Annotated in this window: 25 protein-coding genes; 14 read left to right on the top strand and 11 right to left on the bottom strand. The window is 69.2% G+C overall.

What is annotated here, in order from left to right:
* Positions 1-55 precede the first annotated feature (55 nt).
* Positions 56-1,360, top strand: coding sequence for an MFS transporter (locus VGT80_RS08620; RefSeq protein ID WP_327454821.1), 1,305 nt, complete (start codon positions 56-58; stop codon positions 1,358-1,360).
* On the opposite strand, the gene VGT80_RS08615 is transcribed toward VGT80_RS08620, so the two are convergent.
* Positions 1,323-2,717, bottom strand: a complete 1,395-nt coding sequence (locus VGT80_RS08615) for a lytic murein transglycosylase (protein ID WP_327454819.1) — start codon at positions 2,715-2,717, stop codon at positions 1,323-1,325. The two genes, VGT80_RS08620 and VGT80_RS08615, sit on opposite strands and share 38 nt — an antisense overlap.
* A 67-nt stretch (positions 2,718-2,784) precedes the next feature.
* Here VGT80_RS08615 and VGT80_RS08610 point away from each other — a divergent pair, with 67 nt between their 5' ends.
* The 3 genes from VGT80_RS08610 (at position 2,785) to VGT80_RS08600 (ending at position 4,019) form a co-directional block, all read left to right on the top strand.
* Positions 2,785-3,174, top strand: coding sequence for a hypothetical protein (locus VGT80_RS08610; RefSeq protein WP_327454817.1), 390 nt, complete (start codon positions 2,785-2,787; stop codon positions 3,172-3,174).
* Between the two features lie 86 nt (positions 3,175-3,260).
* On the top strand, positions 3,261-3,386 hold the full coding sequence (ykgO, locus tag VGT80_RS08605) for a type B 50S ribosomal protein L36 (protein ID WP_293379178.1): 126 nt from the start codon (positions 3,261-3,263) through the stop codon (positions 3,384-3,386).
* 18 nt (positions 3,387-3,404) lie between these two features.
* Positions 3,405-4,019: an HAD family phosphatase gene (locus VGT80_RS08600; RefSeq protein WP_327454811.1), complete on the top strand. Its 615-nt coding sequence runs from the start codon at positions 3,405-3,407 to the stop codon at positions 4,017-4,019.
* Here VGT80_RS08600 and VGT80_RS08595 read toward each other — a convergent pair.
* Both VGT80_RS08595 and folE read right to left on the bottom strand, forming a co-directional pair.
* Positions 4,016-4,849 (bottom strand): EamA family transporter, encoded by an 834-nt coding sequence (locus VGT80_RS08595; protein ID WP_327454809.1) that lies wholly within the window; start codon positions 4,847-4,849, stop codon positions 4,016-4,018. The genes VGT80_RS08600 and VGT80_RS08595 overlap by 4 nt on opposite strands.
* Before the next feature lie 196 nt (positions 4,850-5,045).
* Complete coding sequence (folE, locus tag VGT80_RS08590) at positions 5,046-5,633, bottom strand: GTP cyclohydrolase I FolE (protein WP_327454807.1); 588 nt, start codon at positions 5,631-5,633, stop codon at positions 5,046-5,048.
* A 131-nt stretch (positions 5,634-5,764) separates the two neighbouring features.
* Here folE and VGT80_RS08585 point away from each other — a divergent pair, with 131 nt between their 5' ends.
* Both VGT80_RS08585 and VGT80_RS08580 read left to right on the top strand, forming a co-directional pair.
* Complete coding sequence (locus VGT80_RS08585) at positions 5,765-6,034, top strand: DUF2312 domain-containing protein (RefSeq protein WP_327454806.1); 270 nt, start codon at positions 5,765-5,767, stop codon at positions 6,032-6,034.
* On the top strand, positions 6,031-6,339 hold the full coding sequence (locus VGT80_RS08580; RefSeq protein WP_327454805.1) for a hypothetical protein: 309 nt from the start codon (positions 6,031-6,033) through the stop codon (positions 6,337-6,339). The genes VGT80_RS08585 and VGT80_RS08580 overlap by 4 nt, the downstream gene beginning before the upstream one ends.
* On the opposite strand, the gene VGT80_RS08575 is transcribed toward VGT80_RS08580, so the two are convergent.
* Both VGT80_RS08575 and VGT80_RS08570 read right to left on the bottom strand, forming a co-directional pair.
* Positions 6,336-7,802: a serine protease gene (locus VGT80_RS08575; RefSeq protein ID WP_327454804.1), complete on the bottom strand. Its 1,467-nt coding sequence runs from the start codon at positions 7,800-7,802 to the stop codon at positions 6,336-6,338. The genes VGT80_RS08580 and VGT80_RS08575 overlap by 4 nt on opposite strands.
* Positions 7,803-7,909: 107 nt before the next feature.
* Positions 7,910-8,770, bottom strand: coding sequence for a winged helix-turn-helix domain-containing protein (locus VGT80_RS08570; protein WP_327454803.1), 861 nt, complete (start codon positions 8,768-8,770; stop codon positions 7,910-7,912).
* Positions 8,771-8,933: 163 nt separating this feature from the next.
* Between VGT80_RS08570 and VGT80_RS08565 the strand changes: the two genes are divergently transcribed.
* On the top strand, positions 8,934-9,557 hold the full coding sequence (locus tag VGT80_RS08565; protein ID WP_327454802.1) for a YceI family protein: 624 nt from the start codon (positions 8,934-8,936) through the stop codon (positions 9,555-9,557).
* Here VGT80_RS08565 and VGT80_RS08560 read toward each other — a convergent pair.
* From VGT80_RS08560 to selD, 3 genes are all read right to left on the bottom strand, one after another.
* Positions 9,554-11,050, bottom strand: coding sequence for a sigma-54 dependent transcriptional regulator (locus VGT80_RS08560; RefSeq protein ID WP_327454800.1), 1,497 nt, complete (start codon positions 11,048-11,050; stop codon positions 9,554-9,556). The genes VGT80_RS08565 and VGT80_RS08560 overlap by 4 nt on opposite strands.
* A 111-nt stretch (positions 11,051-11,161) precedes the next feature.
* The gene (locus VGT80_RS08555) at positions 11,162-11,650 is read right to left on the bottom strand and encodes a hypothetical protein (protein ID WP_327454798.1); all 489 of its coding nucleotides are present in this window, start codon (positions 11,648-11,650) and stop codon (positions 11,162-11,164) included.
* A 51-nt stretch (positions 11,651-11,701) separates the two neighbouring features.
* On the bottom strand, positions 11,702-12,781 hold the full coding sequence (gene selD / locus VGT80_RS08550) for a selenide, water dikinase SelD (protein ID WP_327454796.1): 1,080 nt from the start codon (positions 12,779-12,781) through the stop codon (positions 11,702-11,704).
* Between the two features lie 19 nt (positions 12,782-12,800).
* Between selD and mnmH the strand changes: the two genes are divergently transcribed.
* Together mnmH and VGT80_RS08540 are read left to right on the top strand one after the other, a co-directional pair.
* Positions 12,801-13,916, top strand: a complete 1,116-nt coding sequence (mnmH, locus tag VGT80_RS08545) for a tRNA 2-selenouridine(34) synthase MnmH (RefSeq protein WP_327454794.1) — start codon at positions 12,801-12,803, stop codon at positions 13,914-13,916.
* A 105-nt stretch (positions 13,917-14,021) separates the two neighbouring features.
* Positions 14,022-16,145 (top strand): PQQ-dependent dehydrogenase, methanol/ethanol family, encoded by a 2,124-nt coding sequence (locus VGT80_RS08540; protein ID WP_327454793.1) that lies wholly within the window; start codon positions 14,022-14,024, stop codon positions 16,143-16,145.
* A gap of 162 nt (positions 16,146-16,307) precedes the next feature.
* On the opposite strand, the gene rocD is transcribed toward VGT80_RS08540, so the two are convergent.
* Positions 16,308-17,528: an ornithine--oxo-acid transaminase gene (gene rocD / locus VGT80_RS08535; RefSeq protein WP_327454791.1), complete on the bottom strand. Its 1,221-nt coding sequence runs from the start codon at positions 17,526-17,528 to the stop codon at positions 16,308-16,310.
* A gap of 12 nt (positions 17,529-17,540) precedes the next feature.
* On the bottom strand, positions 17,541-18,422 hold the full coding sequence (locus tag VGT80_RS08530; protein WP_327454789.1) for a dimethylarginine dimethylaminohydrolase family protein: 882 nt from the start codon (positions 18,420-18,422) through the stop codon (positions 17,541-17,543).
* Positions 18,423-18,546: 124 nt separating this feature from the next.
* Between VGT80_RS08530 and VGT80_RS08525 the strand changes: the two genes are divergently transcribed.
* Entirely contained in the window at positions 18,547-18,969 is a 423-nt protein-coding gene (locus VGT80_RS08525; protein ID WP_327454787.1) for an Lrp/AsnC family transcriptional regulator, read from the top strand.
* Between the two features lie 138 nt (positions 18,970-19,107).
* On the opposite strand, the gene VGT80_RS08520 is transcribed toward VGT80_RS08525, so the two are convergent.
* Positions 19,108-19,878 (bottom strand): HpcH/HpaI aldolase family protein, encoded by a 771-nt coding sequence (locus VGT80_RS08520; protein WP_327454785.1) that lies wholly within the window; start codon positions 19,876-19,878, stop codon positions 19,108-19,110.
* 89 nt (positions 19,879-19,967) lie between these two features.
* Between VGT80_RS08520 and VGT80_RS08515 the strand changes: the two genes are divergently transcribed.
* The 4 genes from VGT80_RS08515 to VGT80_RS08500 form a co-directional block, all read left to right on the top strand.
* The gene (locus tag VGT80_RS08515; RefSeq protein ID WP_327454783.1) at positions 19,968-21,038 is read left to right on the top strand and encodes an alpha/beta hydrolase; all 1,071 of its coding nucleotides are present in this window, start codon (positions 19,968-19,970) and stop codon (positions 21,036-21,038) included.
* Positions 21,039-21,136: 98 nt separating this feature from the next.
* A complete protein-coding gene (locus VGT80_RS08510; RefSeq protein ID WP_327454781.1) occupies positions 21,137-21,382 on the top strand; it encodes an aa3-type cytochrome c oxidase subunit IV in 246 nt (81 codons plus the stop codon).
* 164 nt (positions 21,383-21,546) lie between these two features.
* Positions 21,547-22,680, top strand: a complete 1,134-nt coding sequence (locus tag VGT80_RS08505; protein WP_327454779.1) for a Re/Si-specific NAD(P)(+) transhydrogenase subunit alpha — start codon at positions 21,547-21,549, stop codon at positions 22,678-22,680.
* Positions 22,681-22,684: 4 nt separating this feature from the next.
* Positions 22,685-23,005: NAD(P) transhydrogenase subunit alpha (locus VGT80_RS08500; protein WP_327454777.1), on the top strand; the 321-nt coding region annotated here is incomplete at its 3' end.

The following is a 23,005-nucleotide window of genomic DNA, read 5'->3' as shown; positions in this document are numbered from 1 at the left end:
GGTGAGCGGCCATGGGCAATTGCGCCGCGGCCGATCGGCCCTTAAGCCCCCGGGAATGGCCAAGACCGCTGCGGCTATCCCGACCCTGCCCAAGCGCGCGCTGGCGATCATCTTCGGCGTCTCGATCGCCACTGCGCTCGGCAACACCGGCCTGATCTCGGTGCTGCCGGCCATCGGCCGCTCCATCGGCATCCCCGACGAGATGGTGGTGGCGATCTTCTCGCTGTCGGCGGTGCTGTGGGCGATCGCTTCGCCGTTCTGGGCCCGCGCGTCCGACAGATACGGCCGCAAGCCCCTGATGATGCTGGGTCTTTTCGGCTTCATGATTTCCATGGCGGTGTGTGGCGTGGTGGTCAGCGCGGGGCTGCGCCACCTTGCGCCGCCGCTGATGATCTTCGGCTTCTTCCTGCTGGCGCGGGCCCTGTTCGGCCTGTTCGGCTCGGCCTCGAATCCGGCCACCCAGGCCTATGTGGCCGACCACACCGCCGCCGAGCAGCGCACCCAGTCCATGGCCAGCCTGGCCGGCGCCTTTGGCCTCGGCACCGTCATCGGGCCGTTCCTCGCGCCGCTGTTCATCCTGCCGGTTCTGGGACTGGCCGGGCCGCTGTTCTCATTCTCCTTGATCGCCGCGGCCATGCTGTTCGTCGTCTGGCGCTTCCTGCCCGCAAGTCCCGTTCCGCAGGGCGCGCGGCCCACCGCCGCCGACCGCGCCGAGCGCAAGGCCAATCCGATGTGGAAGGACGGCCGCGTCATCCCCTTCCTGATCTACGGCTTCGTGGTGGCCAGCTGCCAGACCGCCCAGCAACAGACGCTCGGCTTCCTGATCATCGACAAGCTGCACCTCTCGCCGCTGGAGGCGCAGCACAACATCGCCATCGCCATGATGTTCGGCGCGGTGGCCGGCCTGCTCGCCCAGTGGGGCATCATCCGGATGTTCGAGATGACGCCGCGCCAGCTGCTGCGCTGGGGCGTCGGCTGCGCGGCGCTGGGCAACCTCTTGGTGGCGGTCTCGCCCGGCTATTCGACGGTGGTGGCGGGCTACGCCATGGCCAGCCTGGGCTTCGGCTTCGCCCGCCCGGGCTTCACCGCCGGCTCATCGCTGGCCGTGGAGGCCAAGGACCAGGCCCGGGTGGCCGGCGCGATCGCCGCGGTCAACGGCATCAATGCCGTGCTGGCCCCGGTCTTCATGCGCCTCTACCACCTGAACCACGCCGCCCCGTTCCTGCTGAACATGGCCCTGATGCTGGGATTGCTGGCCTACGCCTTCCAGAACCATCAGCTGCGCAACGCCGATCCGCAGCCGGCGGGGACGGCCGCCTCGACTATTGCGGCCCTGGAGCGGTCGGACGAGGCGGGCTAGCGGCGTCCTGCGGCGGGCTCTCCGGCGGCGGCGCGGGCGTCGGCGCAGGGGCGGGCGCCTCCGTCTCGGCGGTCAGTCGCTGGACCATGGCCATGGAGAGATAGCCGTCGGCCGTCAGCCCGCGCGCCTTCTGCCATTGCCGTAGCGCCAGCCGGGTCTTCACCCCCACCAGACCGTCCGGCGTCCCGGCGTCATAGCCCAGGGCGTTCAGCGCCCGCTGGGCGGTCATCCGCTCGGCCAGCGACAGGGCCGTCTCCTGCGGCCAGGGATGGACCAGCGGCCCCATGCCGGAGAACCGGTCAGCGAGCAGGCCGACCGCCAGGGCATAGGCCACGCTGTTGTTGTACTTGCGGATCACGAAGTGGTTCGGGAACAGCAGGAAGGCCGGTCCCGCCGCCCCGGTGGGGGCCACCAGCTGGGCGGGCGCGGCCTGGTCCTTGTCGTTGAACGGCAGGCCGTCGGCGCGGACGACGCCCCGGGCGGCCCAGTCGGCGGGCGTCAGCCTGGGCCCCTCCGACAGGCTCCAGTCGAAGTCGGCCGGCACGGTGACCTCGCGCGCCCAGCTCTCGCCCGGCCGCCAGCCGCCCTTGTAGAGAAGGTTCGCCGCGCTCGCGAGCGCGTCGGCCGGCGAGTTCCAGATGTCGCGCCGGCCGTCGAGGTCGCCGTCGACCGCCGTCGAGAGGAAGCTCGAGGGGATGAACTGGGTCTGGCCCATGGCGCCGGCCCAGCTGCCCTTCAGCTGGGCCCGCGTCGCCTCGCCCGACTGGATGATCTTCAGCGCCGCGATCAGCTCGGTCTCGGCGAAGGTCCGCCGCCGGCCCTGGGCGGCCAGGGTCGCCATGGAGCGCACCACATCGAAGTCGCCCTGGATGGCGCCGAATCCGCTCTCCATGGCCCAGACGCCCAACAGGATCTCGCGCGGCACGCCATAGCTGAGCTCGATGAGGTCCATCTGCGGGACCTCGGTGCTGCGGCGCATCCCTATGGCGTCGCGCGTGGGCGTCACGACCCCCTTGATGTATTCGCTGATCGGCTTGGAGAACTCCGGCTGGCGGGCGTCGCGCTGGGCCACCCGCGGATCGGGCGTCAGCCCCGCCATCTCCCGCTGCAGCACATCGGGCCGGATGCCGGCGGCAAGCGCGCGCGGATAGAAGTCGGAGGCCCAGGCGTCGAACACCATGTCGCCCGAGGTCGTGGGCGGGCTGACCGGTCCCGGCGCGGCGGGGCTGGCCGGTGCGGGCGCCGGCGTTGGGATTGGCCTCGGCGCTGGCGTCGGAGCCGGCGCCTGGCGCGACGCGTAGGGGCTGGCGCAGCTCGCCAGCAGGAACAGCAAGGGCACGAGGAGGCGATGGCGCATCGTCCGGAACCTAGACAGGGTCCTCGTTCACCTCAATCATTAGGCGGCGAGTCTTTCGGGGGAAACGGTGCTCATCATATGGTCGGGTCGGGGGTGGATCGTACCCCTGCTGAACGTCGTGGCGTTCGTCGGATACGCCTTCAGCCTGCAGCCGTTCTATCACACGGAAACCAGCGCGCTGCTGAACGTCGCCACGGTCGGAGCGTGCGCGGCGCTATGGGGTGGAGCCGCCGCCGCAGCGATCTACTTCGTTGCCAAGCGGATCGAGAGCGCTCCGGCCAGGGTGCTCATCGACAAGGAGACCGGCCGGGAGATCAATCTGCGGAAGACTGCCGGCACTTTTTTCTTCGTGCCGACCCGCATCTGGCCATTCGTTACAGTGGCCATCTGGGGGCTGGTTGCGATCGGAGGTATCGCCGGCGGCGAGCTCCTCGCCGGCACAGCGACGGCGCGCTGACGCGTTGACTTGCGCCCCTTCGCCCCGTATATGCGCGCGCTCTGTTGGCGCCCGGACCGGGCCTGGACCCCAGTAAAAGCACGGACATGAAAGTCAGAAGCTCGCTCAAGTCGCTCAAGACGCGTCACCGCGACTGCAAGCTCGTGCGCCGCAAGGGCCGGGTCTATATCATCAACAAGACCAACCCGCGGTTCAAAGCCAAGCAGGGCTAGGCCCGCTTCGCGCCGGCGATGGCCAAGGCCGTCCCGAAGGCCGTGATCTGGGATTTCGGCAACGTCATCGTGCGCTGGGACCCGCGCACCCTCTATTCCAAGATCTTCCCCGACCCGGCCGAGCGCGACCGCTTCCTAAGGCAGGTCTGCACCATGGCCTGGCACGCGCCCACTGACTGCGGCGTCGCCTTCACCGACAACTGCCGCAGCCTGATCGAGCAGCACCCGCAGCATGAGGCCGCCATCTGGGCCTGGCGCGACCGCTGGGGCGAGATGTTCTCCGGCGCGATCCCCGAGACCGAGGCGGCCATAGAGGCGCTGCACGCGCGCGGCGTCGCCCAGTACGGCCTCTCCAACATCAGCCATGAGACCCTCGAGGCGACCATGGCCATGAGCCCGGCGTTCGCCCGGCTGAACGGCGTCATCGCCTCGGGACTGGAGGGCGTGATGAAGCCCGGCCGGGAGATCTTCCAACTGGCCTGCGACCGCTATGGCCTGACGCCCGGCGAGACCCTGTTCGTCGATGACGGGGCGCGCAACATCGAGACCGCGCGGGCCATGGGCTTCGATGTCCACCACTTCACCGATCCGGCGGCGCTCAGGCCCGCCCTGGAAGTCCGCGGCCTCATCTAGCCCAGCGACAGCGCCACCGCGCCGCCGGCGATCATCGCCGCGCCGACGATCCGCCCGGCGGTCAGCCGCTCCTTCAGGAACACCGCCCCGATCAGGGCGGCGAACAGGATCGAGGTCTCGCGCAGCGCCGAGATCTGGCCCATGGGGCTGAGGCTCATGGCCCAGATCACCACGCCGTAGGCCGTCACCGAGATCAGCGCCCCCACCGCCATCTTGCCGAATTCGAGATCGGGCGCGACCGCGGGCCAGCGCCGCCGGATCGCGAAATAGACCAGCGGCATGGGCGCCCCGTCGAGGATCGCCTGCCAGGCGGCGTAGCCGATGGCGTGGCCGGAGAGCCGCACGCCCACCCCGTCGGTCACCATGTAGCTGGCGATGAACCCCCCGGTGGCGAGCGCGATCAGGCTGGAGACCGCATCCGCCCGGCCGCGGCCGAAGGCGATGGCGCCTATGCCCGTCGACACCAGCACGACGCCCAGGAGGCTCATCGGCGCCAACTGCTCGCCGGCCACCACGGCGGCGCCCAGCGTCACCAGCAGCGGCGCCGCGCCTCGGGCGATCGGATAGACGTGGGCCAGCTGACCGTGGCGATAGGCGCGCACCAGGAACAGGGCATAGACGATCTGCAGGGCCGCGGAGCCGGCCATATAGGGCCAACTGGCCGCCGCCGGCGCTGGCGCGATCAGCGCCACGGGCAGGGCGATCAGGGCGCCGAGGGCGCACATCACCGTCATCGACCAGAGCCGGTCGGCGCCGGAGCGCAGGATGGCGTTCCAGGAGGCGTGCATCACCGCCGACGCCAGCACCAGGCCGATCACCAGCGGCGACATCGAGCCTCCCCCCCTGCGATGGAGGCTCCCGATAGCGGCGTTCGGGTCAATCCCCAAGACCGTCATCCCCGGGCTTGTCCCGGGGATCCAGAAACGCCGGCAGCGGCCACGCTGCGCGCAGCTTGGCCGTCATATCCCTTCGCCCGGCCTCAGCGCGTCTGGGTGGCCGGGACGAGCCCGGCCATGACGGATTGAATTACTGCCCGCGCACCAGTTCGAAGAATTCCTGGCGGGTCCTGGGGTCGTCGCGCACCTCGCCCAGGAGGTGGCTGGTGGTCAGCCGGGTGCCCGGCGTGTTCACCCCGCGCATGGTCATGCAGCTGTGCTCGGAGACGATCACCACGCCCACGCCCTTGGGCTTGAGAATGTCGCAGATCGCCCCCGCGATCTCGGCCGTCAGCTTCTCCTGGATCTGCAGACGGCGTCCGAAGCCCTGCACCACGCGCGCCAGCTTGGAGATGCCGACCACCCGGTTGGAGGGCAGGTAGCCGACATGGGCCTTGCCGATGAACGGCAGCATGTGATGCTCGCAGAAGCTGACGACCGGGATGTCGCGCAAGAGGACCAGCTCGTCATAGCCGCCCACCTCCTCGAAGGTGCGCTGCAGATAGTCCCGCGGATCGCTTTCGTAACCGGCGAACAACTCGCGATAGGCCTTGGCCACTCGTTTGGGGGTCTCCAGCAGGCCCTCGCGGTCGGGATCATCGCCGGCCCATTCGATGAGGATGCGGACCGCCGCCTCCGCCTCGGCCTGGGTGGGCCGGGTGTTCGCTGAATCAGGCATGGTGGCGCTCCGCGTCGATTCACCTCAACGACTGTCCACAGGGATAAGTTCGTCGGGCGCATGACAGCCATCGGACGCGCCGCTAGGGTCGCCCGTTCCCGGTTCTTAATGCCAGAAGGCGCCCGATTTCCATGGCTGACGACGCTTCCGCCCATCCCGACGTGCTCAACGCCACCGCCCAGGCGCAGCTCAAGAGCATCGTCGAGCGCATCGAGCGCCTCGAGCAGGAGAAGGCCGAGGTGGCCGAGCAGATCAAGGAGGTCTTCGCCGAGGCCAAGGGCAACGGCTATGACGTCAAGACCCTGCGAAAGGTGGTCCGCATCCGCAAGATCGACCGCGCCAAGCGCCAGGAGGAGGAGGCGATCCTCGACCTCTACCTCGCCGCCGTCGGAGAGATTTGAACCGCAAGCCGCCAGACCGGAAGGCGCAGGCCAAGCGGGCCGCGCTGAACGCCCTGAAGCGCGCCCGCCGCATGGCCGAGCGCGCGGGCGTCAAGCTCTCCGAATGGGAGGGCGAGTTCCTCGGCTCCGTCGAGACCCGGGTGAAGACCTTCGGCCGCGCTTTCGGCGACCCCGAGAAGGGCGCGCCGGGCGAGGCCCTGTCGGCCCTGCAGACCGTCAAGCTCAAGGAGATCGCCGCCAAGGCGAAGGGCGAGAAGAAAGAGCTGAAGCGACGGCCGTTCCGGCGCAAGTCGAAGCCCGGCTAGTCCTTCGGGCTGACCACCACCATGAACACCGCCTTGCGCGCCTCCGCGATCAGCTGGTCGAGGCTCGGCTGCGGCTTGATCACCGTGTAGTTGGCCAGGTCCGGCAAATCCTCCAGCATCGGGCGGATGTAGGAGGACTTCAGCGCATAGTTGACGTTCTCGGGCGCCGGATTGTCCTTGCGGTCGTCGAACCTCATCAGCTTGGCCTCGATCACGCCCAGGACGGCGCCGTCGGGTCCGATCAGCGGTCCGCCGGAATTGCCCTCTTGCACGGGCACCGAGATCTGCAGATAGCGGGCGTCGTCCTGGTAACCGGCCGTGCTCGACACCTGCCCGGCGGTCATCTTCACGTGCTGGCCCAGAGCCTCGGGTTCCGGATAGCCCAGGGTGAAGACGCTGCGCCCCAGCGTCGCCGTGCGGGGCGCGATCGGCAGGATGAGGAGCTTCCCGGGCTTGGCCGGCGCATATTTCAGGATCGCCAGGTCATTGGCCGGATCGTCGGACACAACCCGCGCCTCGCCCACCTTCTCGCCGTTGCGGAACACGTAGATCCGGCGCCCTCCTGCGATCACGTGGCTGGCGGTGACCAGGTAGCCCTTGTTGGCGGCCCACGCGGTGCCCACGGAGTAGCCGCCCTCGCGCCGGCCGCCGCCGGCTTCGGCCCGGGCCTCGTGCGCGGAGCCGCAGATCAGCTGGAGGTTCTTGGCGATGAAGCTGTTGGGGCTGGTGACCTGGAAGTCCAGCTTGTTCTCGGGCGTGCGCTTTGCCGCCACGCGCGCAGTGCCGTTGATGTAGAAGTCGCCGCCGAGCGGGGCGGACTTGCCGGTGGAGCATTCGATCACCTGGGGGGCGACCACATAGCGGACCGGCAGGCCGTTTATCCAGATCGTCTTGTTGTAGTCCGTGCGCATCAGGGTGGCGACGTAGCCACCGTCAAGCTTGATCACCTCATCGAGCTTTACATTGAGCCGGTACGTGCCGTTGGCGGCCGGCCCGAGATCGGTCCAGCCGGACCCTCTGATGTCGTCGAGGAACGGCTTCTCGGACAGCTTCGCGGTGAGGGCGCAGGCGGTGAGCCCCATGGATTCCGACACCGAGCCTGGAACATCGCCCTCCCAAGGGCGACCGGCGTAGGTGCCGGTGTCGGTCGTTCGACCTTGGGCGTCGCTGAAGACATAGGTTCCTGATGAGAAGCGGTGGTGCTCGCAGTCGTCGAACCGCTCTCGCACGATCTGCACATAGTCCTTGCCGCTACGGACGCTGCGTTTGGGCTGGGGCAGGGTTTCTCGAATCCACGATCTGGCGATGCGGCCGTCGAGGCCAATGGTGCTGACGTCGATGTCATATTTGACGCCGTCGCTGCTCTCGGCGACGACAGCCCAATCCGCCGCGCGCGCCGCGCCCGATGCGGTCAGGGTCCCCGCTAGAGCAAGCCCGCCGATCTGCAGAACCCTCGCCAACATCGCCGCGTCCCCGCTTCGGAAACCCCAATACACTCGAAAATCGTAACGCAAAGCTTAGGCGCGGTTCGGTTGAACAGCCAAGCCGGTTTGTCTATGCAATCCGTGGCTTAGGCGCCACGCGCCGGCAGCGCCTTTCCCACATCGGCGGCGATGGCGGCCTCGACGCTGTCCATCTGCCCCGCCGGCCGCTCGTAGGCGCGGGCCCAGACGACGAAGCCCGTGTCGCCGCGGACCAGCCGAGCGCTGACCCGATATCCGATCGGCGCCACGTGCACGGCGCCCTCGAGGACGTAGGCCACGCCGAGCTGGCGGGCGGCTTCGGTCGCCTTCAGATGCTTGCCCTTGAGCTGGAAGGAGGCGCGGAAGCCGGGCGTCCGCACGCGCGGGTTCTGGCTGAGCTGGTCGATCAGCCGTTCGGTGATGTCGTCGGCCATGAGCTCGTGGTCCATGGCGGGCGTCAGGTCGAAGATCGGCAGCACGCCCACGGCGATCGGTTGCAAGGCCACCACGCCCGCGGCCGGGCCCCGCCCCGCCCGGTCATGGGCGACGAAGGCGGCGAGCACGGCGATCAGGGCGACCGCCGCCGCGCCCAGCGCCGCGAGCTCGCCGATCCGGCGCGGCGGCTGGGCCGGCGGCTCCGCTTTGGTCCACGGTCCGACCTCGGCGACCATGCGGTAGCCGAGCCGGGGAACGGTGGCGATGTAGCTCGGGCGCTTGGGATCATCGCCCAGCAGGCGGCGCAGCGCCGCCACCGCCTGGTAGACCGAATCCGGGGTGACGATGACGCCGGCCCAGACGCGGTCCAGAAGGTCGTCGATGGAGACCACCTCGCCCGCGTGGTCGGCCAGATCGAGCAGCAGCCGAAGCGTGCGCGCTTCCAGCCGCACCACCTCGCCCTCGCGGGAAATCTGCCCGACGGCCGGGTCGAGGCGCCAGTCGCCGATGCGGAGCTTGGCGGGGGAACTCATGGGGCCCGGCTACCACCGTTCGTCTGCGGACATCGCGCGCTTCAGAAGTCTTCAGAGCTTTTCAGCCGCTTGTCAGGACTTCATCGCCGCGCTCGCCGACAAGCTAGGCCGTTGGTCGCTTCCCGGCCAAGCGAACTCCGCCACGACCGCAACAAGGGACCCGATGAAACCCAGCCTGCTGATCGCCGCCGCCATCTGCGCCCTGGCCGCGCCCGCCGTCGCCCAGGATCCGGACAAGCTGCCGCCGCAGATCGGTCCCGACGCGATCGCGCCGGGCGTCTACGCCATCGACAGCAAGGAAACCCTGGTCCGCTATACGACCATCCACATGGGCTACAACGAGTTCTGGGGCACCTTCCCAGGGGCGACCGGGACCCTGGCCATCGATCCCAAGAACCTCGCGGCGGCCAAGCTGGACGTGAAGGTGCCGATCGCCGGCGTCGAGACCACCAACCGCGAGCTCGACCACGAGCTGTTCTCCGACGAGTTCTTCGACGGCGAGAACCATCACAACATGCAGTTCGTCTCCACGGCGGTGACGCGCACGGGTCCGCGGACCGCCAAGGTCGTGGGCAATCTCAGCCTGCACGGGATCACCAAGCCGGTGACGCTCGACGTCACCTTCACCGGCGCGGGGCCCAACGCTTTCAGCAAGGTCCCGACGCTCGGCTTCCATGCGGAGGGCATGGTCAAGCGCTCCGATTTTGGCATGGCCAAGTTCGTGCCGATCGTCAGCGACGAGACGAAGATCGACATCTCTGTCGCCTTCGAGAAGAAGGCGCCTTAAGCGGCGGCTTCGTCCGCGGCCGCCTCGGCTTCGCCGCCCTTGATCAGGCCGTCGAGGCCCTGTTCGCGGACCTTGCGATAGAGCGTCGAGCGGCCGATGCCGAGCCGGCGGGCCACCTCGCTCATGTGGCCGGCATAGACTTCGATGGCGTGCTGGATGAGGTCGCGCTCGATCTCCTCCAGGGTGCGCAGGTGGCCGCGGTCGTCGAGGATGCGCACCGGCGCGTCCTTGGGCATGGCGGCCAGCATCTCGCCGGCGCTCGGCGGGGCGGCGCCGGCGGCCGTCGGCGCATGCGGAACGGCCTCCGGCGGCGGGGCGGCGACGCCGCTGATCGCGGGGAAGTCGTAGGGCTGCAGATAGGGGGCGTCGGCGAGCACGATGGCGCGATAGACCGCGTTTTCCAGCTGCCGCACATTGCCCGGCCAGTCGAAGGCGGTGAGGAAGGCCAGGGTCTCCGGCGCGGCGCCGGTCACCGACTTGCCCTCCTCGACGTTGAAGCGGCGGATGAAGTGCTCGACCAACTCTGGAATATCCTGCTTGCGCTCGCGCAGGGACGGCGCCTCCACCGGGAAGACGTTCAGCCGGTAGAACAGGTCCTCGCGGAAGCGGCTCTCGGCGACCGCCTGGGTCAGGTCGCGGTTGGTGGCCGAGACGATGCGCACGTCGACCTTCACGGAGCGCTTGGCGCCCACCGGATCGATCTCGCTCTCCTGCAGGGCGCGCAGCAGCTTGACCTGGATGTCGAGGGGCAGCTCGCCCACCTCGTCCAGGAACAGGGTGCCGCCATTGGCCTCCTGGAACTTGCCCAGGTGCTTTTCGTGGGCGCCGGTGAAGCTGCCCTTCTCGTGGCCGAACAGGATGGACTCGACCAGGTTCTCTGGGATCGCGCCGCAATTCACCGCCACGAAGGGCTTGCCGGCGCGGTCGGACGAGCCGTGCACGGCGCGGGCGATGACTTCCTTGCCGACGCCGCTCTCGCCGGTGATCAGGATCGGGATCGAGGACTTGGCCGCCCGTTCGCCGAGCCGCTTGACCATGATCATGGCCGGCGAGGACCCGATCAGGTCGTCGAAGGTGGTGCGGCCGGTCGTATGCTTCTTCAGCCGGTCGACCTCGCCCTTCAGGTCGCCCATGGACAGCGCGTTGCGGATCGAGACGATGATCCGCTCGGGGGCCGCGGGCTTGACGAAGAAGTCGAGGGCGCCGGCCTGCATGGCCTGCACCACGGTGTCGATGCCGCCGGTGGCGGTGACCACGATCACCGGCTGGGCGAAGCCGCGGACGCGCAGCTCCTTCAGCGTCTCGAGGCCCGAGGCCCCCGGCATCACCAGGTCCAGCAGGATGATGTCGGCGACGGCGCCGCGAACCAGATGGGTGATCGCCTGATCGCCGCTTTCGGCATGCGCCACGACGAAGCCGTCGCGTTCGAGCACCGCCTGGATCAGCCGTCGTTGCGTCGGGTCGTCGTCGACGACCAGCACGGTCTTGGACATAGCGAAAGCACCACCTTGATCGGCCGTCTCTCAGTCCGGAGCGGCTCTGACTTGTCGCGAATTGATACAGGTCAGGGGTAAAGGCGGGGTTTCGGAAGCCTGAGTCAGGGGTTAACGCGGCGGTGTTCCGGGTCCCTGCGGATTGTACAGGGTCGGCCCGCCGGGCTGGCCGAACACCGGACAGCCCATCACCCGGGCGGTGCCTTTCAGGAAGCCGCGGCGCTCCCACCCGGCCAGCGCCGCGTTGACCAGGGCCTTCTCGCGATGGCCCGCGCCGGTGACCAGCCGCACCACGCCGCCGTACGGCAGGATGGCGCGGACGCCAGCCATCAGGTCCGGCCCGCCGTTCGACCGGGCCTGCGGCGTGTCCACGTCGGGACCCAGCACCGCATCGAGGGCGCCGATCTGCTGGCCGAGCTCGTCGCAGCTCGGATTGGCCGAGAGCGCATAGGGATTGTCGCGGGCGTCCTTCAGCACCTGCGGTATGCCGGGCCCGGTCAGGCCGAGGCCCTCCTGTTGTCCCGGGTGGACCACCTGGGCGTGGGCGGCCGAAGCCATGGCCAGGCCCAGCAAGGCGGCCGCCAGCAGATACCGTCGCATCGCGCTCTCCGTCTCAGATCGGCCGATGAACCCGCACGGTGCGGTGAAGGTTCACGCCGCGAGGCGCACCCGCGCCGCGCCCTCGATCATCCGTCCTACCACGGCGGCGCGGCCGAAGCCCTCGCGGCGCGCCAGATCGAGCACGGCGTCCGCCTGGTCCGCCGCCACGGCGATCAGCAGTCCGCCGCTGGTCTGCGGGTCGGTGAAGAGGTCGCGCCGCCACTCGGCCACGCCCTCCGCGCCCTCGACCTCGGCGCCATAGCTCGCCCAGTTGCGGGTCGAGGCGCCGGTGCGCACGCCGGCCTGCGCCAGGGCCTCGACGCCTGGCAGGATCGGCGCCGCGGCGACGGACAGCTGCGCCATCAGTCCGGACCCGCGGGCCATCTCCAGGGCGTGGCCCAGCAGGCCAAAGCCGGTGACGTCGGTGACGGCGTGGACGCCGGCCTGGTCGCCGAGCTTCGCCCCCACCGCATTGAGCTGGGTGGTGGAGGCGATCATGGCGGCATAGCCCTCGGCGTCGAGCCGCTCCTGCTTGAAGGCGGCCGAATAGATGCCGACGCCCAGCGGCTTGGTGAGGATCAGGAGGTCACCGGCCTGGGCGCCACGATTGGTCAGCACCCGGTCCGGATGGACGAGGCCCAGGGCCACCAAGCCGTAGATCGGCTCGACAGAGTCGATGGAATGGCCGCCCGCCACCGGGATTCCCGCCGCCGCGCAGACGCTCGCCCCGCCCGCCAGGATCTGGCCGATGGTCTCGGTGGACAGCGCCGCGATCGGCATGCCGACGATGGCCAGCGCCAGGATCGGCGTCGCGCCCATGGCGTAGACGTCGGAGAGCGCATTGGTCGCCGCGATGCGGCCGAAGTCGAAGGGGTCGTCCACCACCGGCATGAAGAAGTCGGTGGTCGCCACCAGGGCCTGGGCGTCGTTCAGTCGCCAGACCGCTGCGTCGTCCGAGGTCTCGGTCCCCACCAGCAGGTTGGGGAAGGCCGCCGCCGCCGGCATGGCCTTCAATATGTCCTGCAGCACGGCCGGGGCGATCTTGCAGCCGCAGCCGCCGCCGTGGGTGAGAGAGGTCAGGCGCGGGCTTGCAGATCCTTCCGGGGCGGGGCTTTGGTCGAGCGGCGTCATGGGTCCAGTATAGAGGCGCGTGAAGCGCAAGGGCGAGCAGGGCGTGGCGATCGAGATTGTCGACAAGGCGGACCCGGCGACCCTCGCCCGCTTCGACATGGTCATCGATGTCCGCAGCCCCGCGGAATTTGCGCAGGACCATGCGCCGGGCGCGGTGAACCTGCCGGTGCTGACCAATGAGGAGCGCGCCGAGGTCGGGACCATCTATGTCCAGGACAGCCGCTTCCGCGCCCGCCGGATCGGCGCGGCCTACATCGCCCGCAACGTGGCCCGCTATCTGGAGACCGAGCTTGCGGACAAGGACGGCGCCTTCCAGTCCTTGATCTACTGCTGGCGCGGCGGCCAGCGGTCGAACGCCATGGCCGTCATCCTCAGCCAGGTCGGCTGGCGCACCGCGGTCCTGGCCGGCGGCTACAAGACCTATCGGCGCCACGTGTCGGAGGCGCTCTACGACGCGGCGCTGCCGCACCGCCTGGTGCTGCTCGACGGCCCGACCGGCTCCGGCAAGACCGAGCTCTTGGGCCTGCTCGCCGAGCGCGGCGTGCAGATATTGGACCTGGAAGGCCTCGCCGCCCACCGCGGCTCGCTGTTCGGCGGCTTGCCGGGCGTGGCCCAGCCCAGCCAGAAGATGTTCGAGAGCCGGCTGCTGGCCGCCGTCGCGGCGCTCGATCCCGCCCGTCCGGTGCTGGTCGAGGCCGAGTCCAGCAAGATCGGCGAGCGGATGATCCCGCCGGCCCTGTGGACGCGCATGGAGATCGCGCCGCGCATCACGCTCTCCGCCCCGCCGGAAGCCCGCGCCCGCTATTCGGTCGCTGCCTACCAGGAGATCACCCGCGACCCCGCCGCCCTCCACGACATCCTGGCCCGGGTCCCCGACCGTCCTGGCCGCAAGCAGCTGGCCGAATGGCGCGCGCTCGCCCAGGCCGGCGCGTTCGAGGCCCTGGCCGCCGCGCTGATCGAACTGCACTACGACCCCGCCTATCGCCGCTCGAGCAAGCGGGATGGCCGCGCCTCGCTGGCCACGATCGAGATGACCGGCGTCACCCCGGCCGACCTCGCCGCCGCCGCCGCGCGCATTGCGCCCTTGCTGGTTGACGCTGCGGAGCGCTTGCCGGGGACGGCCGTCCGCGCATAACTCTCGCCCAAGGCCCCGCTCAAAGGGCCCGAGCGCGCCGCGGGCGCGCTCAAAGATAAAGAATACAGCCATTCCGACACCGTCGGAATGGATGGGGAGGGCTCCATGCGTATCATCAAGTTCGGACTGGCCTTGGCGCTCGCGGTGGGCTTGGTCGCCTGCCAGAAGACTTCGGGCGCCGGCAACGTTGATGGGGCGCGGATCGCCGCTGCCGATAGCAACAGCGAGTGGGTTTCCTACGGCAAAGGCTATTCCGAGCAGCGCTTCTCGCCGCTCGACAAGGTCAACGCCACCAACGTCGGCCAGCTCGGCCTGGCTTGGTACGCCCAGTTCGACACCGACCGCGGCCAGGAGGCGACGCCCCTGATGGTCGACGGGGTGCTCTATACGACCACCGCCTGGTCCAAGGTGTTCGCCTTCGACGCGGCCACCGGCAAGCTGATCTGGTCCTACGATCCCAAGGTCGATGGCAAGAAGGGCTTCGACGCCTGCTGCGATGTCGTGAACCGCGGCGTCGCCGTCTGGAAGGGCCGCGTCTACGTCGGCACCCTCGATGCGCGGCTGGTGGCGCTCGACGCCAAGGACGGCCACGTGGTCTGGCAGACCCAGGTGGCCGATGCGTCCAAGCCCTTCACCATCACCCAGGCCCCGCGCGTGGTGAAGGACAAGGTGCTGATCGGCGAGAGCGGCGCCGAATATGGCGGCCGCGGCTACCTCTCGGCCTACGATGCGGCCACCGGCAAGCTCGTCTGGCGGTTCTTCACCGTGCCCAATCCCTATGGCGCCGACGGCGCGGCGTCCGACAAGGTGCTGCAGCAGAAGGCGCTGCCCACCTGGCCCGAGGGCAAGTGGAAGCTGGTGGGCGGCGGCGGCACCGTCTGGGACGCCATCGCCTACGATCCGGCCCTCGACCTGATCTATTTCGGCACCGACAACGGCACGCCCTGGAACCAGCAGGTCCGCTCCGGCGGCAAGGGCGACAACCTGTTCATCTCCTCGATCATCGCGGTGAAGGCCGACACCGGCGAATACGTCTGGCATTATCAGGTGAACCCCGGCGAGAGCTGGGACTATTCCGCCGTCCAGCCCTTCATCCTCACCGACCTGACCATCGGGGGGCAGCCGCACAAGGTGCTGATGCAGGCGCCGAAGAACGGCTTCTTCTATGTGCTCGACCGCACCAACGGAAAGCTGCTCTCCGCCAAGCCCTTCGTGCCGGTCACCTGGGCGAAGTCCATCGACATCGCCACCGGCCGCCCGGTCGAGAACCCCGACGCCCGCTACAAGGACAATATCGACCTGCAAATGCCGGCCCCGCTGGGCGCGCACAACTGGCACCCCATGTCGTTCAGCCCGAAGACCGGCCTGGTCTACATCCCGGCCCAGTCGATGCCCTTCGCCTACCAGTCGGATCCGAACTTCGTCTACAAGCCCGGGGGCTGGAACCTGGGCGTCAATATGCTGGCCAACGCCGGCCCGATGACGCCGGAGCAGACCAAGGCGCTGGCGGCCAACATCAAGGGCTGGCTGATCGCCTGGGACCCGGTGAACCAGAAGCCGGTCTGGACGGTGCCCAGGCCCTATTTCTGGAACGCCGGCGTGCTCTCCACCGGCGGCAACCTGGTTTTCCAGGGGGCGGCGGAAGGCCAGTTCTACGCCTATGACGCCAAGAGCGGGAAACAGCTCTGGTCCTACACGACCCAGAACGGGGTGATCGCCGCGCCCATGACCTATGAGCTGAACGGCGAGCAGTACGTGGCCCTGATGGTGGGCTCCGGCGGCGGCGGCCAGGTCTCGGCGCCGTCCCTGCTGCCCAAGCGGCCGAGGCTCCCCGGCCGGTTGCTGGTCTTCAAGCTGGGCGGCAAGGCCACGGCCCCGCCGTTCAAGATCGCCGAGCCGCCGCCGCTCGATCTGACCAAGGTCGCCACCACCGGCGACAAGGGCCACGGCTATGTGGTGTTCAACGACAACTGCCAGGTCTGCCATGGCGCCAACGCCACCGGCTCCTGGCTGCCGGACCTCACGCGCTCGCTGATGATCACCACGCCCGACGACTTCAACTCGGTGGTGATCCAGGGCGTGCGGGCCCACAACGGCATGGTCAGCTTCTCGAAGTTCCTGTCGGCCAAGGACGTGGAGGATGTCCGCGCCTTCCTGATCAGCCAGGCCAAGGGCGAACCGCTGCCGTCGCCGGCGGCGGGCGCCAAGACGGCCAGCGGGGCCAAGTAGCTTCCTTTCCCGCGTGAGCGGGAGAGGGGGACCGTCCGCGGAGCGCAGCGAAGATCGGATGGTGGAGAGGGCGGGCGGCCGCGTCGGCGCGTTTGGCCCTCCCTTCCCGCCGCTCGCTCTGCGGCGAGTGGTCCCCCCTTTCCACCTGGCGGGAAGGGAAGGTCAGAGCACCGCCGCGAACTGCTCGGCGATCCAGTCGGCCTGGTCGGGGGTCAGGATCAGCGGGGGGGCGATGCGGATGGTGTGCTCGTGGGTCTCCTTGGCGAGCAAGCCCCGGCCCTGCAGCGCCTCGCAGATCCGCCGCGCGCCGCCGGCGTCAGGGTTGAGTTCGACGGCGATCATCAGGCCGCGGCCGCGGATTTCCTTCACCGAGCCGGCGCCGATGGCCTCCAGGCTGGCCTTCAGCCGCGCGCCGATCGCCGCGGCGTTCTCCACCAAGCCTTCGTCGACGATCACCTTCAGGGCGGCGCGGGCGACCGCGCAGGCCAGCGGATTGCCGCCGAAGGTCGAGCCGTGCTCGCCCGGATGCAGCACGCTCATCACCTCCGAATTCGAGAGCACCGCCGAAACCGGATAGAAGCCTCCCGACAGCGCTTTGCCGATCAGGGTCAGGTCCGCCTCGATCCCCTCGTGCTCCTCGGCCAGCAGCTTGCCGGTGCGGCCGAGGCCCGTCTGAATCTCGTCGAGGATCAGGATCACGTTATGCTCAGTGCAGAGCTCGCGGGCCCGCTTCAGATAGCCGGCGGGCGGGATGATGACGCCGGCCTCGCCCTGGATCGGCTCGACCAGGAAGGCCACGGTGTTGGGCCCGATCGCCGCCTCCAGGGCTTCCGCATCGCCGAACGGCACGACCTTGAATCCGGGGGCGAAGGGGCCGAAGCCCCCGCGCGACTGCGGGTCGGTGGAGAAGCCGACGATGGCCACGGTGCGGCCGTGGAAGTTGCCGTCGCAGACGATGATCTCGGCCGCCCCGTCCGCCACGCCCTTGACCTCATAGCCCCACTTGCGGGCGACCTTCAGGGCGGTCTCCACCGCCTCGGCGCCGGAGTTCATCGGCAGCACCTTGTGGGAGCGGGTCAGCGCGCAGAGCTCCTCGTAGAAGGCCGCCAGCTGGTCGTTGCGGAAGGCCCGCGAGGTCAGCGTCAGCCGCCCCGCCTGCTCGATCATGGCCGCGAGGATCCTCGGATGGCAGTGGCCTTGGTTGACCGCCGAATAGGCCGACAGGCAGTCGAGGTAGCGCCGGCCCTCCACGTCCCAGACATGGACGCCGGCGCCGCGGGTCAGCACCACGTCCAGCGGCTTGTAGTTCCTGGCGCCGTATTCGGCCTCCACGGCGATGTAGCCGGCGGTGAGCGAGCGGCGTTCGAGGGCGAGGTCGTTCATCGGAGGGCTCCCCTATTCGGCGGCGATGATGGCGCGGGACGGATGGCTCTCGCGGTCGAGGCGCAGGGTCATGCAGTAGGCGGCGCCGCCGGAGAGGATGAAGGGGGCGAGGTCGACCTCGGTCAGGCTGTAGCCGCGCGCGCCGAGCTTGCGCTTCAGGCTGTCGGGCGCGCGGGCCATGACGATGCGGCTGCCCTGGTTCACGGCGTTGACGCAGAAGGCCTCGGCCTCCTCCGTCGTCGCCTCGATGCGCTGCGTCTCCGGAATGCGCAGCCGGATCGTCGCCAGCGCGGCCGGCGTGAAGGCGGCCGGGTAGTAGAGGACCTTGCCGCCGGCCAACGGGCAGAAGCAGGTGTCGAGGTGGTAGTAGCGATCCGAGGCGAGCTCGAGGCCGACCACCTCCTGGCCAAAGGTCTTCTCGATCACCGAGAGCGAGGCGCGGCTGGAACGTGGTCCGTGGCCCGCCCAGAACAGCCGCCGGTCGGCGTCCCAGATCGCATCGCCGGCGCCCTCCTGGAAGACGCCTTCCGGCGGGTCGACGAGGTCGTGGATCAGCCCGCGCCGTTTCAGTCGGGTGAACACCTCGCGCAGCACCGCCTCCTCGCCCTGCCGCTCGGGATGGCGGAAGCGGGCCAGCAGGGCGCGGCCATCGAGCACGACGGCGGCATTGGCGGGGAACACCAGGTCCGGCAGGCCCTGCACCGCGCCGATCGTCTCGACCTGGGCGCCGAGGGCCATCAGCGCGCGCCGCAGGTCGGCCGAGGCGTCCTTGGCGGCGATCAGCGCGCGCCTGGGATCGGCGCGCCAGGCGTCGGGCCGCATCCAGGGATTGATCTGGTAGCAGACGTCAAAACAGGCCGGATCGGTCATCAGATAGAGGGGCCGGTCGGACATCACGCGCCTCGGATCGAAGGGAAGTGACCCATAGGGTCTCGCACGGCGGCGCTAGCGAAAAGCCGTCAAGCTGCTAGATTATGTTAGATGTGATGACACTATATCAGCCAAGATTGGCGATTCGATGGACGATCTCGACCACAGGCTGCTCGGACTGCTGCGCGCAGACGCCCGTGATTCGGCCGCCTCGCTGGCCAAGCAACTGAAGGTCTCGCGCGGCACGGTGCAGAACCGCATCGCGCGGCTTCAGGCGGCCGGCGTCATCCAGGCCTTCACGGTGCGCACCCGCGCCGAGCTGGAGGACAACCGGGTCCGGGCGATCATGACCATCGCCATCGAAGGCGAGCGTTCCCGCGCCGTGGTCCAGGCGCTGCGCGGCCTGCCGGAAGTGGCCGCGATCCACACCACCAACGGGCGTTGGGACCTGGTCGTCGAGCTCGACACCGCCACCCTGGCGGAGTTCAGCCGCATGCTGGACCAGATCCGCACCATCGACGGCATCGCCGCGACCGAGACCTCGATCCTGCTGGCGACGCAGAAGCTCTAGAAATTCCGCTCATCCCGGCGAAGGCCGGGACCCAGGCTCACCCGCTGAAGCCACTTCCATTCGTGCTGAGCGGCTAGAGCCCACATCCGAGCCCTCCGATCTGGGTCCCGGCCTTCGCCGGGATGAGCGGATATGGTGCTAACGGGCCTCCAGCCACTTGCGCATCTCGCCCAGCTCACGGCGGCCGGCGGCGAGGTAGCGGGCGTCGGCGGCCACGGTCACCAGGTCGAAGCCGCGCTCCAGCATCTTCTGGGCGTAGGCGACGCTGGTGGTATGGACGCCGGTCTTCAGGCCGGCCGTCTTGCAGGCCGCAAGGATTTTGTCGAAGGCCGCCAGCCGCATGGGGTCCTCGGAATCCTGGGTCGGCGGGCCCCCCAGCGCCAGCGAGAGGTCGGAGGGTCCGATGTAGATCCCGTCCAGGCCGGGGGTCGTCACGATCTCGCGGGCGTTCTCCAGCCCTTCGGCGGTCTCGATCATGGCGAAGGCCAGGACGTAGCCGTTGGACTGCCCGGCATAGTCAGCGCCGTGCACCAGCCCCGCCCGGGTCGGCCCGAAGCTGCGGTAGCCGGCCGGCGGATAGCGGCAGGCGCCGACGAAGGCCTCTGCCTCCGCGGGATTGCTCACCATCGGGCAGATCACCCCGTCGGCGCCGGCGTCCAGCGCCCGCATGATCTCGCCCGGATTGTTCCAGGAGACGCGGACCAGCGCCGCGGCCTCGGTGGTTCCGATCGCCTGCAGCATGGCCAGCATCTCGGCATAGCCGATCAGCCCGTGCTGGCCATCGACGGTGATCGAGTCCCAGCCCTGCCGCGCCAGGGTCTCGGCGCCGAAGGCCGAGCCGATGTTGCACCAGCCGTTGAGGACGGCGCGGCCCTCGGCCCAGATCTGGCGCAGGCGGTTCGGGCGCATCGGCGATCTCCGTGTCGTGCCGCCGCAGGCTTAGCGCGCGGGCCCACCTTCCGCTTGCCATTTTTCAAACGGTTGTTAGTCACCGTCCTATGGCCGATGAAGTTCCTGCCGAGCTCAAACCTGCCCCGCTGTCGGGCTCGGGGCGCGAAACCTATGACGACCGCCCGATCCACGCCGAGCCCGGCGAGCTGCCGCCGGAGGTCCAGGCGCCGCTGGCCGAGTACAAGGGCGCCGAGCCGCCCGCGCCGCAGTGGTTCAAGGACGCGATCGCCCAGTTGCCGGAGCGCAGCTTCGTCGAGAGCCTGGGGACCAGACTCGAGGTCCTGACCTGGGGCGAGGTGGGCAAGCCGGGCCTCTTGTTCGTGCACGGCAACTCGGCGCACGCCGACTGGTGGAGCTTCATCGCGCCGTTCTTCGCGGCGGACTATCGCGTGACCTCCATGTCGCTGGCCGGCATGGGCGCCTCGGACTGGCGTGACCGCTACGCCTTCTCCGATTTCGCGCAGGACGCCGAGGCGGTGGCCCGCGCCACCGGGCTCTACGCGGGCGGCCGCAAGCCGATCTACATCGGCCACTCGTTCGGCGGCGGCCAGGTGTTCTTCGCCGCGGTCAAACACCCCGAGCGGATGCATGCCGCGATCATGGTCGACACCGGCTTCGGTCCGCCGCCGGAGGAAATGGCGCGGCGCATGGCGCAGATGGAGGCGGTGCGCAACATCCCCACCGCCGACCGGCCCGCCCGGATCTATCCGACGATGGAAGCCGCCTTGGCGCGCTTCCGCCTGATGCCGCCGCAGCCGGCCGGCAATCCCTACATCGCCGACTTCATCGCCCGCCGTTCGCTGAAAAACGTGCCGATGCCGGACGGCTCCGGCGAGGGCTGGACCTGGCGCTTCGATCCCAACATGTGGGCCAAGCTCAACCGCGACCAGGACATGCGCGGCGAGGGCCCCGCGCCCACCGACGTCAAGACCCCGATGGTGCACATCTACGGCGCCAAGAGCCGCATCGTGGAGCACCGCAAGGCCGGCGCGCCCAGCCCCTTCCCGGCCGGCATGATCGAGATCGAGATCCCCGACGCCCACCACCACATCATGATCGACCAGCCGCTGGCCCTGGTCGCCGCGCTGCGGGCGCTATTGGCCGCATGGCCGGGCTGAACAGCCCCGCTTGAGCGGCCCCACTTGAGACTGGACGCGACCTCGTGTAGGGACCGCCTGTTTCCCATTTCTGTTGCACTGCACAAGAGAGTATTTCCATGGCCGGAGCGGCTTCCGATCACACCCGCGGCGAGATGGATATCGCCGAGCAGGTCTCCACCTTCGAGTCCTTCAACACCATGACCAAGTGGGGCTCGCTGGTCATCGCCACCCTGGTGCTGTTCGTGACCCTGCTGTTCTGCACCGGCGCCGGCGTCATGGGCGCGGCGATAGCCGCCGTCGTGGTGGTCGCCGCGGGCGTCGCCCTGCTGCGCGACAAGCCCGAATCCGCGACGGCGCACTAACAGCGACAGCCAGCAAAAGTGGTCGCGCTTTTGCGTCCGGCTGCGCGTAGCAATCCTAGCTCGTTCTCGCAACTGCGAACGCCGGTCGGGGTCTGCTGGACAGACCCTGAGTCGCGCCCCTATGGTCCCTCACGTCTGCTTCGGGCGTGGGGGTATCTAACGGCATGGCTCTGATCGCCGTCACCAAGGAGCGCCGCGCCGGGGAGACCCGGGTGGCCGCGGTCCCGGAGACGGTGAAGAAGCTGATCGCCGCGGGGTTTTCGGTCACCGTCGAGGCCGGCGCCGGGCTCGAGGCCTCCTATCCCGACGCCGACTACAAGGCGGCCGGCGCAACCCTCGCCAAGACCGCCAAGGATGCGGTCGCCAAGGCCGACATCGTCTTCCACGTGCGCGCGCCCGCCGACGCCGAGATCGCGGCCCTGAAGAAGGGCGCCATCGTCGCGGCGCTGCTCAATCCCCACCAGGACAAGGCGGTGGTGGCGGCGCTGGCCAAGGCCGGCGCCAACGCGTTCGCCATGGAATTCATCCCGCGCATCACCCGCGCCCAGGTGATGGACGCGCTGTCGTCCCAGGCCAACCTGGCCGGCTACCGCGCCGTGATCGAGGCCGCCGAGGCCTACGGCAAGGCCCTGCCGATGATGATGACCGCCGCCGGCACGGTGGCCGCCGCCAAGGTGTTCGTGATGGGCGTCGGCGTCGCCGGCCTGCAGGCCATCGCCACGGCGCGCAGGCTGGGCGCGGTGGTCACCGCCACCGACGTCCGCCCCGCCACCAAGGAACAGGTGGAGAGCCTGGGCGCGAAGTTCGTGGCCGTCGAGGACGAGGAGTTCAAGGCCGCCGAGACCGCCGCGGGCTACGCCAAGGAGATGTCCAAGGCCTATCAGGCGAAACAGGCTGAGCTGGTCTCCGGCCACATCGCCAAGCAGGACATCGTCATCACCACGGCCCTGATCCCCGGTCGCCCGGCGCCCAAGCTGGTCAGCGCCGCCCAGGTGGCCTCCATGAAGCCCGGCTCGGTGATCGTCGACCTGGCCATCGAACACGGCGGCAATGTCGAGGGCGCCAAGCTCGGCGAGGCCGCCGTGACCAGGAACGGCGTCAAGATCCTGGGCATCCCCAACCTGCCCGGCCGCATTGCCGCCGACGCCTCGAACCTCTACGCCCGCAACCTGGTGGCCTTCGCGACCCTGCTCGTCGACAAGGACGGCAAGTTCGCCCCCGACTACGACGACGAGATCCTCAAGGCGGCGCTGGTCACCCAGGGCGGCAAGGTCGTCCACCCCGCGTTGAAGGGCTGATCCGATGGACGTCGTCGATCCCACCGTCTTCCGCCTGGCGATCTTCGTGCTGGCGATCTTCGTCGGCTACTATGTGGTCTGGAGTGTGACGCCGGCGCTGCACACGCCGCTCATGGCGGTGACCAACGCCATCTCCTCGGTGATCATCGTGGGCGCCTTGCTGGCCGTCGCGGCCCACGCGCCGTCCGGCGCGTTGACGCCCTCGATCATGATCTCGAAGGGGGCGGGCGCGCTCGCCACCGCCTTCGCCTCGGTCAACATCTTCGGCGGCTTCCTGGTCGTTCGCCGGATGCTGGCCATGTACAAGAAGAAGGCCCCGGCCGCG

Origin of the sequence: Phenylobacterium sp. (assembly GCF_035944335.1) — a bacterium.
Classification (GTDB): Bacteria; Pseudomonadota; Alphaproteobacteria; order Caulobacterales; family Caulobacteraceae; genus Phenylobacterium.
This window is presented reverse-complemented; position numbering and strand designations above follow the sequence as displayed.

What these genes read in the sequence shown, in the direction of transcription:
- VGT80_RS08600 (WP_327454811.1), top strand. Translation starts at nt 3,405, where the DNA reads ATGGCCAAGGCCGTCCCGAAGGCCGTGATCTGGGATTTCGGCAACGTC.
- ykgO (WP_293379178.1), top strand. Translation starts at nt 3,261, where the DNA reads ATGAAAGTCAGAAGCTCGCTCAAGTCGCTCAAGACGCGTCACCGCGAC.
- folE (WP_327454807.1), bottom strand. Translation starts at nt 5,633, where the DNA reads ATGCCTGATTCAGCGAACACCCGGCCCACCCAGGCCGAGGCGGAGGCG.
- VGT80_RS08525 (WP_327454787.1), top strand. Translation starts at nt 18,547, where the DNA reads ATGGACGATCTCGACCACAGGCTGCTCGGACTGCTGCGCGCAGACGCC.
- VGT80_RS08620 (WP_327454821.1), top strand. Translation starts at nt 56, where the DNA reads ATGGCCAAGACCGCTGCGGCTATCCCGACCCTGCCCAAGCGCGCGCTG.
- VGT80_RS08505 (WP_327454779.1), top strand. Translation starts at nt 21,547, where the DNA reads ATGGCTCTGATCGCCGTCACCAAGGAGCGCCGCGCCGGGGAGACCCGG.
- VGT80_RS08575 (WP_327454804.1), bottom strand. Translation starts at nt 7,802, where the DNA reads ATGTTGGCGAGGGTTCTGCAGATCGGCGGGCTTGCTCTAGCGGGGACC.
- VGT80_RS08565 (WP_327454802.1), top strand. Translation starts at nt 8,934, where the DNA reads ATGAAACCCAGCCTGCTGATCGCCGCCGCCATCTGCGCCCTGGCCGCG.
- VGT80_RS08510 (WP_327454781.1), top strand. Translation starts at nt 21,137, where the DNA reads ATGGCCGGAGCGGCTTCCGATCACACCCGCGGCGAGATGGATATCGCC.
- VGT80_RS08570 (WP_327454803.1), bottom strand. Translation starts at nt 8,770, where the DNA reads ATGAGTTCCCCCGCCAAGCTCCGCATCGGCGACTGGCGCCTCGACCCG.
- VGT80_RS08615 (WP_327454819.1), bottom strand. Translation starts at nt 2,717, where the DNA reads ATGCGCCATCGCCTCCTCGTGCCCTTGCTGTTCCTGCTGGCGAGCTGC.
- VGT80_RS08555 (WP_327454798.1), bottom strand. Translation starts at nt 11,650, where the DNA reads ATGCGACGGTATCTGCTGGCGGCCGCCTTGCTGGGCCTGGCCATGGCT.
- VGT80_RS08595 (WP_327454809.1), bottom strand. Translation starts at nt 4,849, where the DNA reads ATGTCGCCGCTGGTGATCGGCCTGGTGCTGGCGTCGGCGGTGATGCAC.
- VGT80_RS08540 (WP_327454793.1), top strand. Translation starts at nt 14,022, where the DNA reads ATGCGTATCATCAAGTTCGGACTGGCCTTGGCGCTCGCGGTGGGCTTG.
- VGT80_RS08585 (WP_327454806.1), top strand. Translation starts at nt 5,765, where the DNA reads ATGGCTGACGACGCTTCCGCCCATCCCGACGTGCTCAACGCCACCGCC.
- VGT80_RS08515 (WP_327454783.1), top strand. Translation starts at nt 19,968, where the DNA reads ATGGCCGATGAAGTTCCTGCCGAGCTCAAACCTGCCCCGCTGTCGGGC.
- rocD (WP_327454791.1), bottom strand. Translation starts at nt 17,528, where the DNA reads ATGAACGACCTCGCCCTCGAACGCCGCTCGCTCACCGCCGGCTACATC.
- VGT80_RS08560 (WP_327454800.1), bottom strand. Translation starts at nt 11,050, where the DNA reads ATGTCCAAGACCGTGCTGGTCGTCGACGACGACCCGACGCAACGACGG.
- selD (WP_327454796.1), bottom strand. Translation starts at nt 12,781, where the DNA reads ATGACGCCGCTCGACCAAAGCCCCGCCCCGGAAGGATCTGCAAGCCCG.
- VGT80_RS08520 (WP_327454785.1), bottom strand. Translation starts at nt 19,878, where the DNA reads ATGCGCCCGAACCGCCTGCGCCAGATCTGGGCCGAGGGCCGCGCCGTC.
- VGT80_RS08530 (WP_327454789.1), bottom strand. Translation starts at nt 18,422, where the DNA reads ATGTCCGACCGGCCCCTCTATCTGATGACCGATCCGGCCTGTTTTGAC.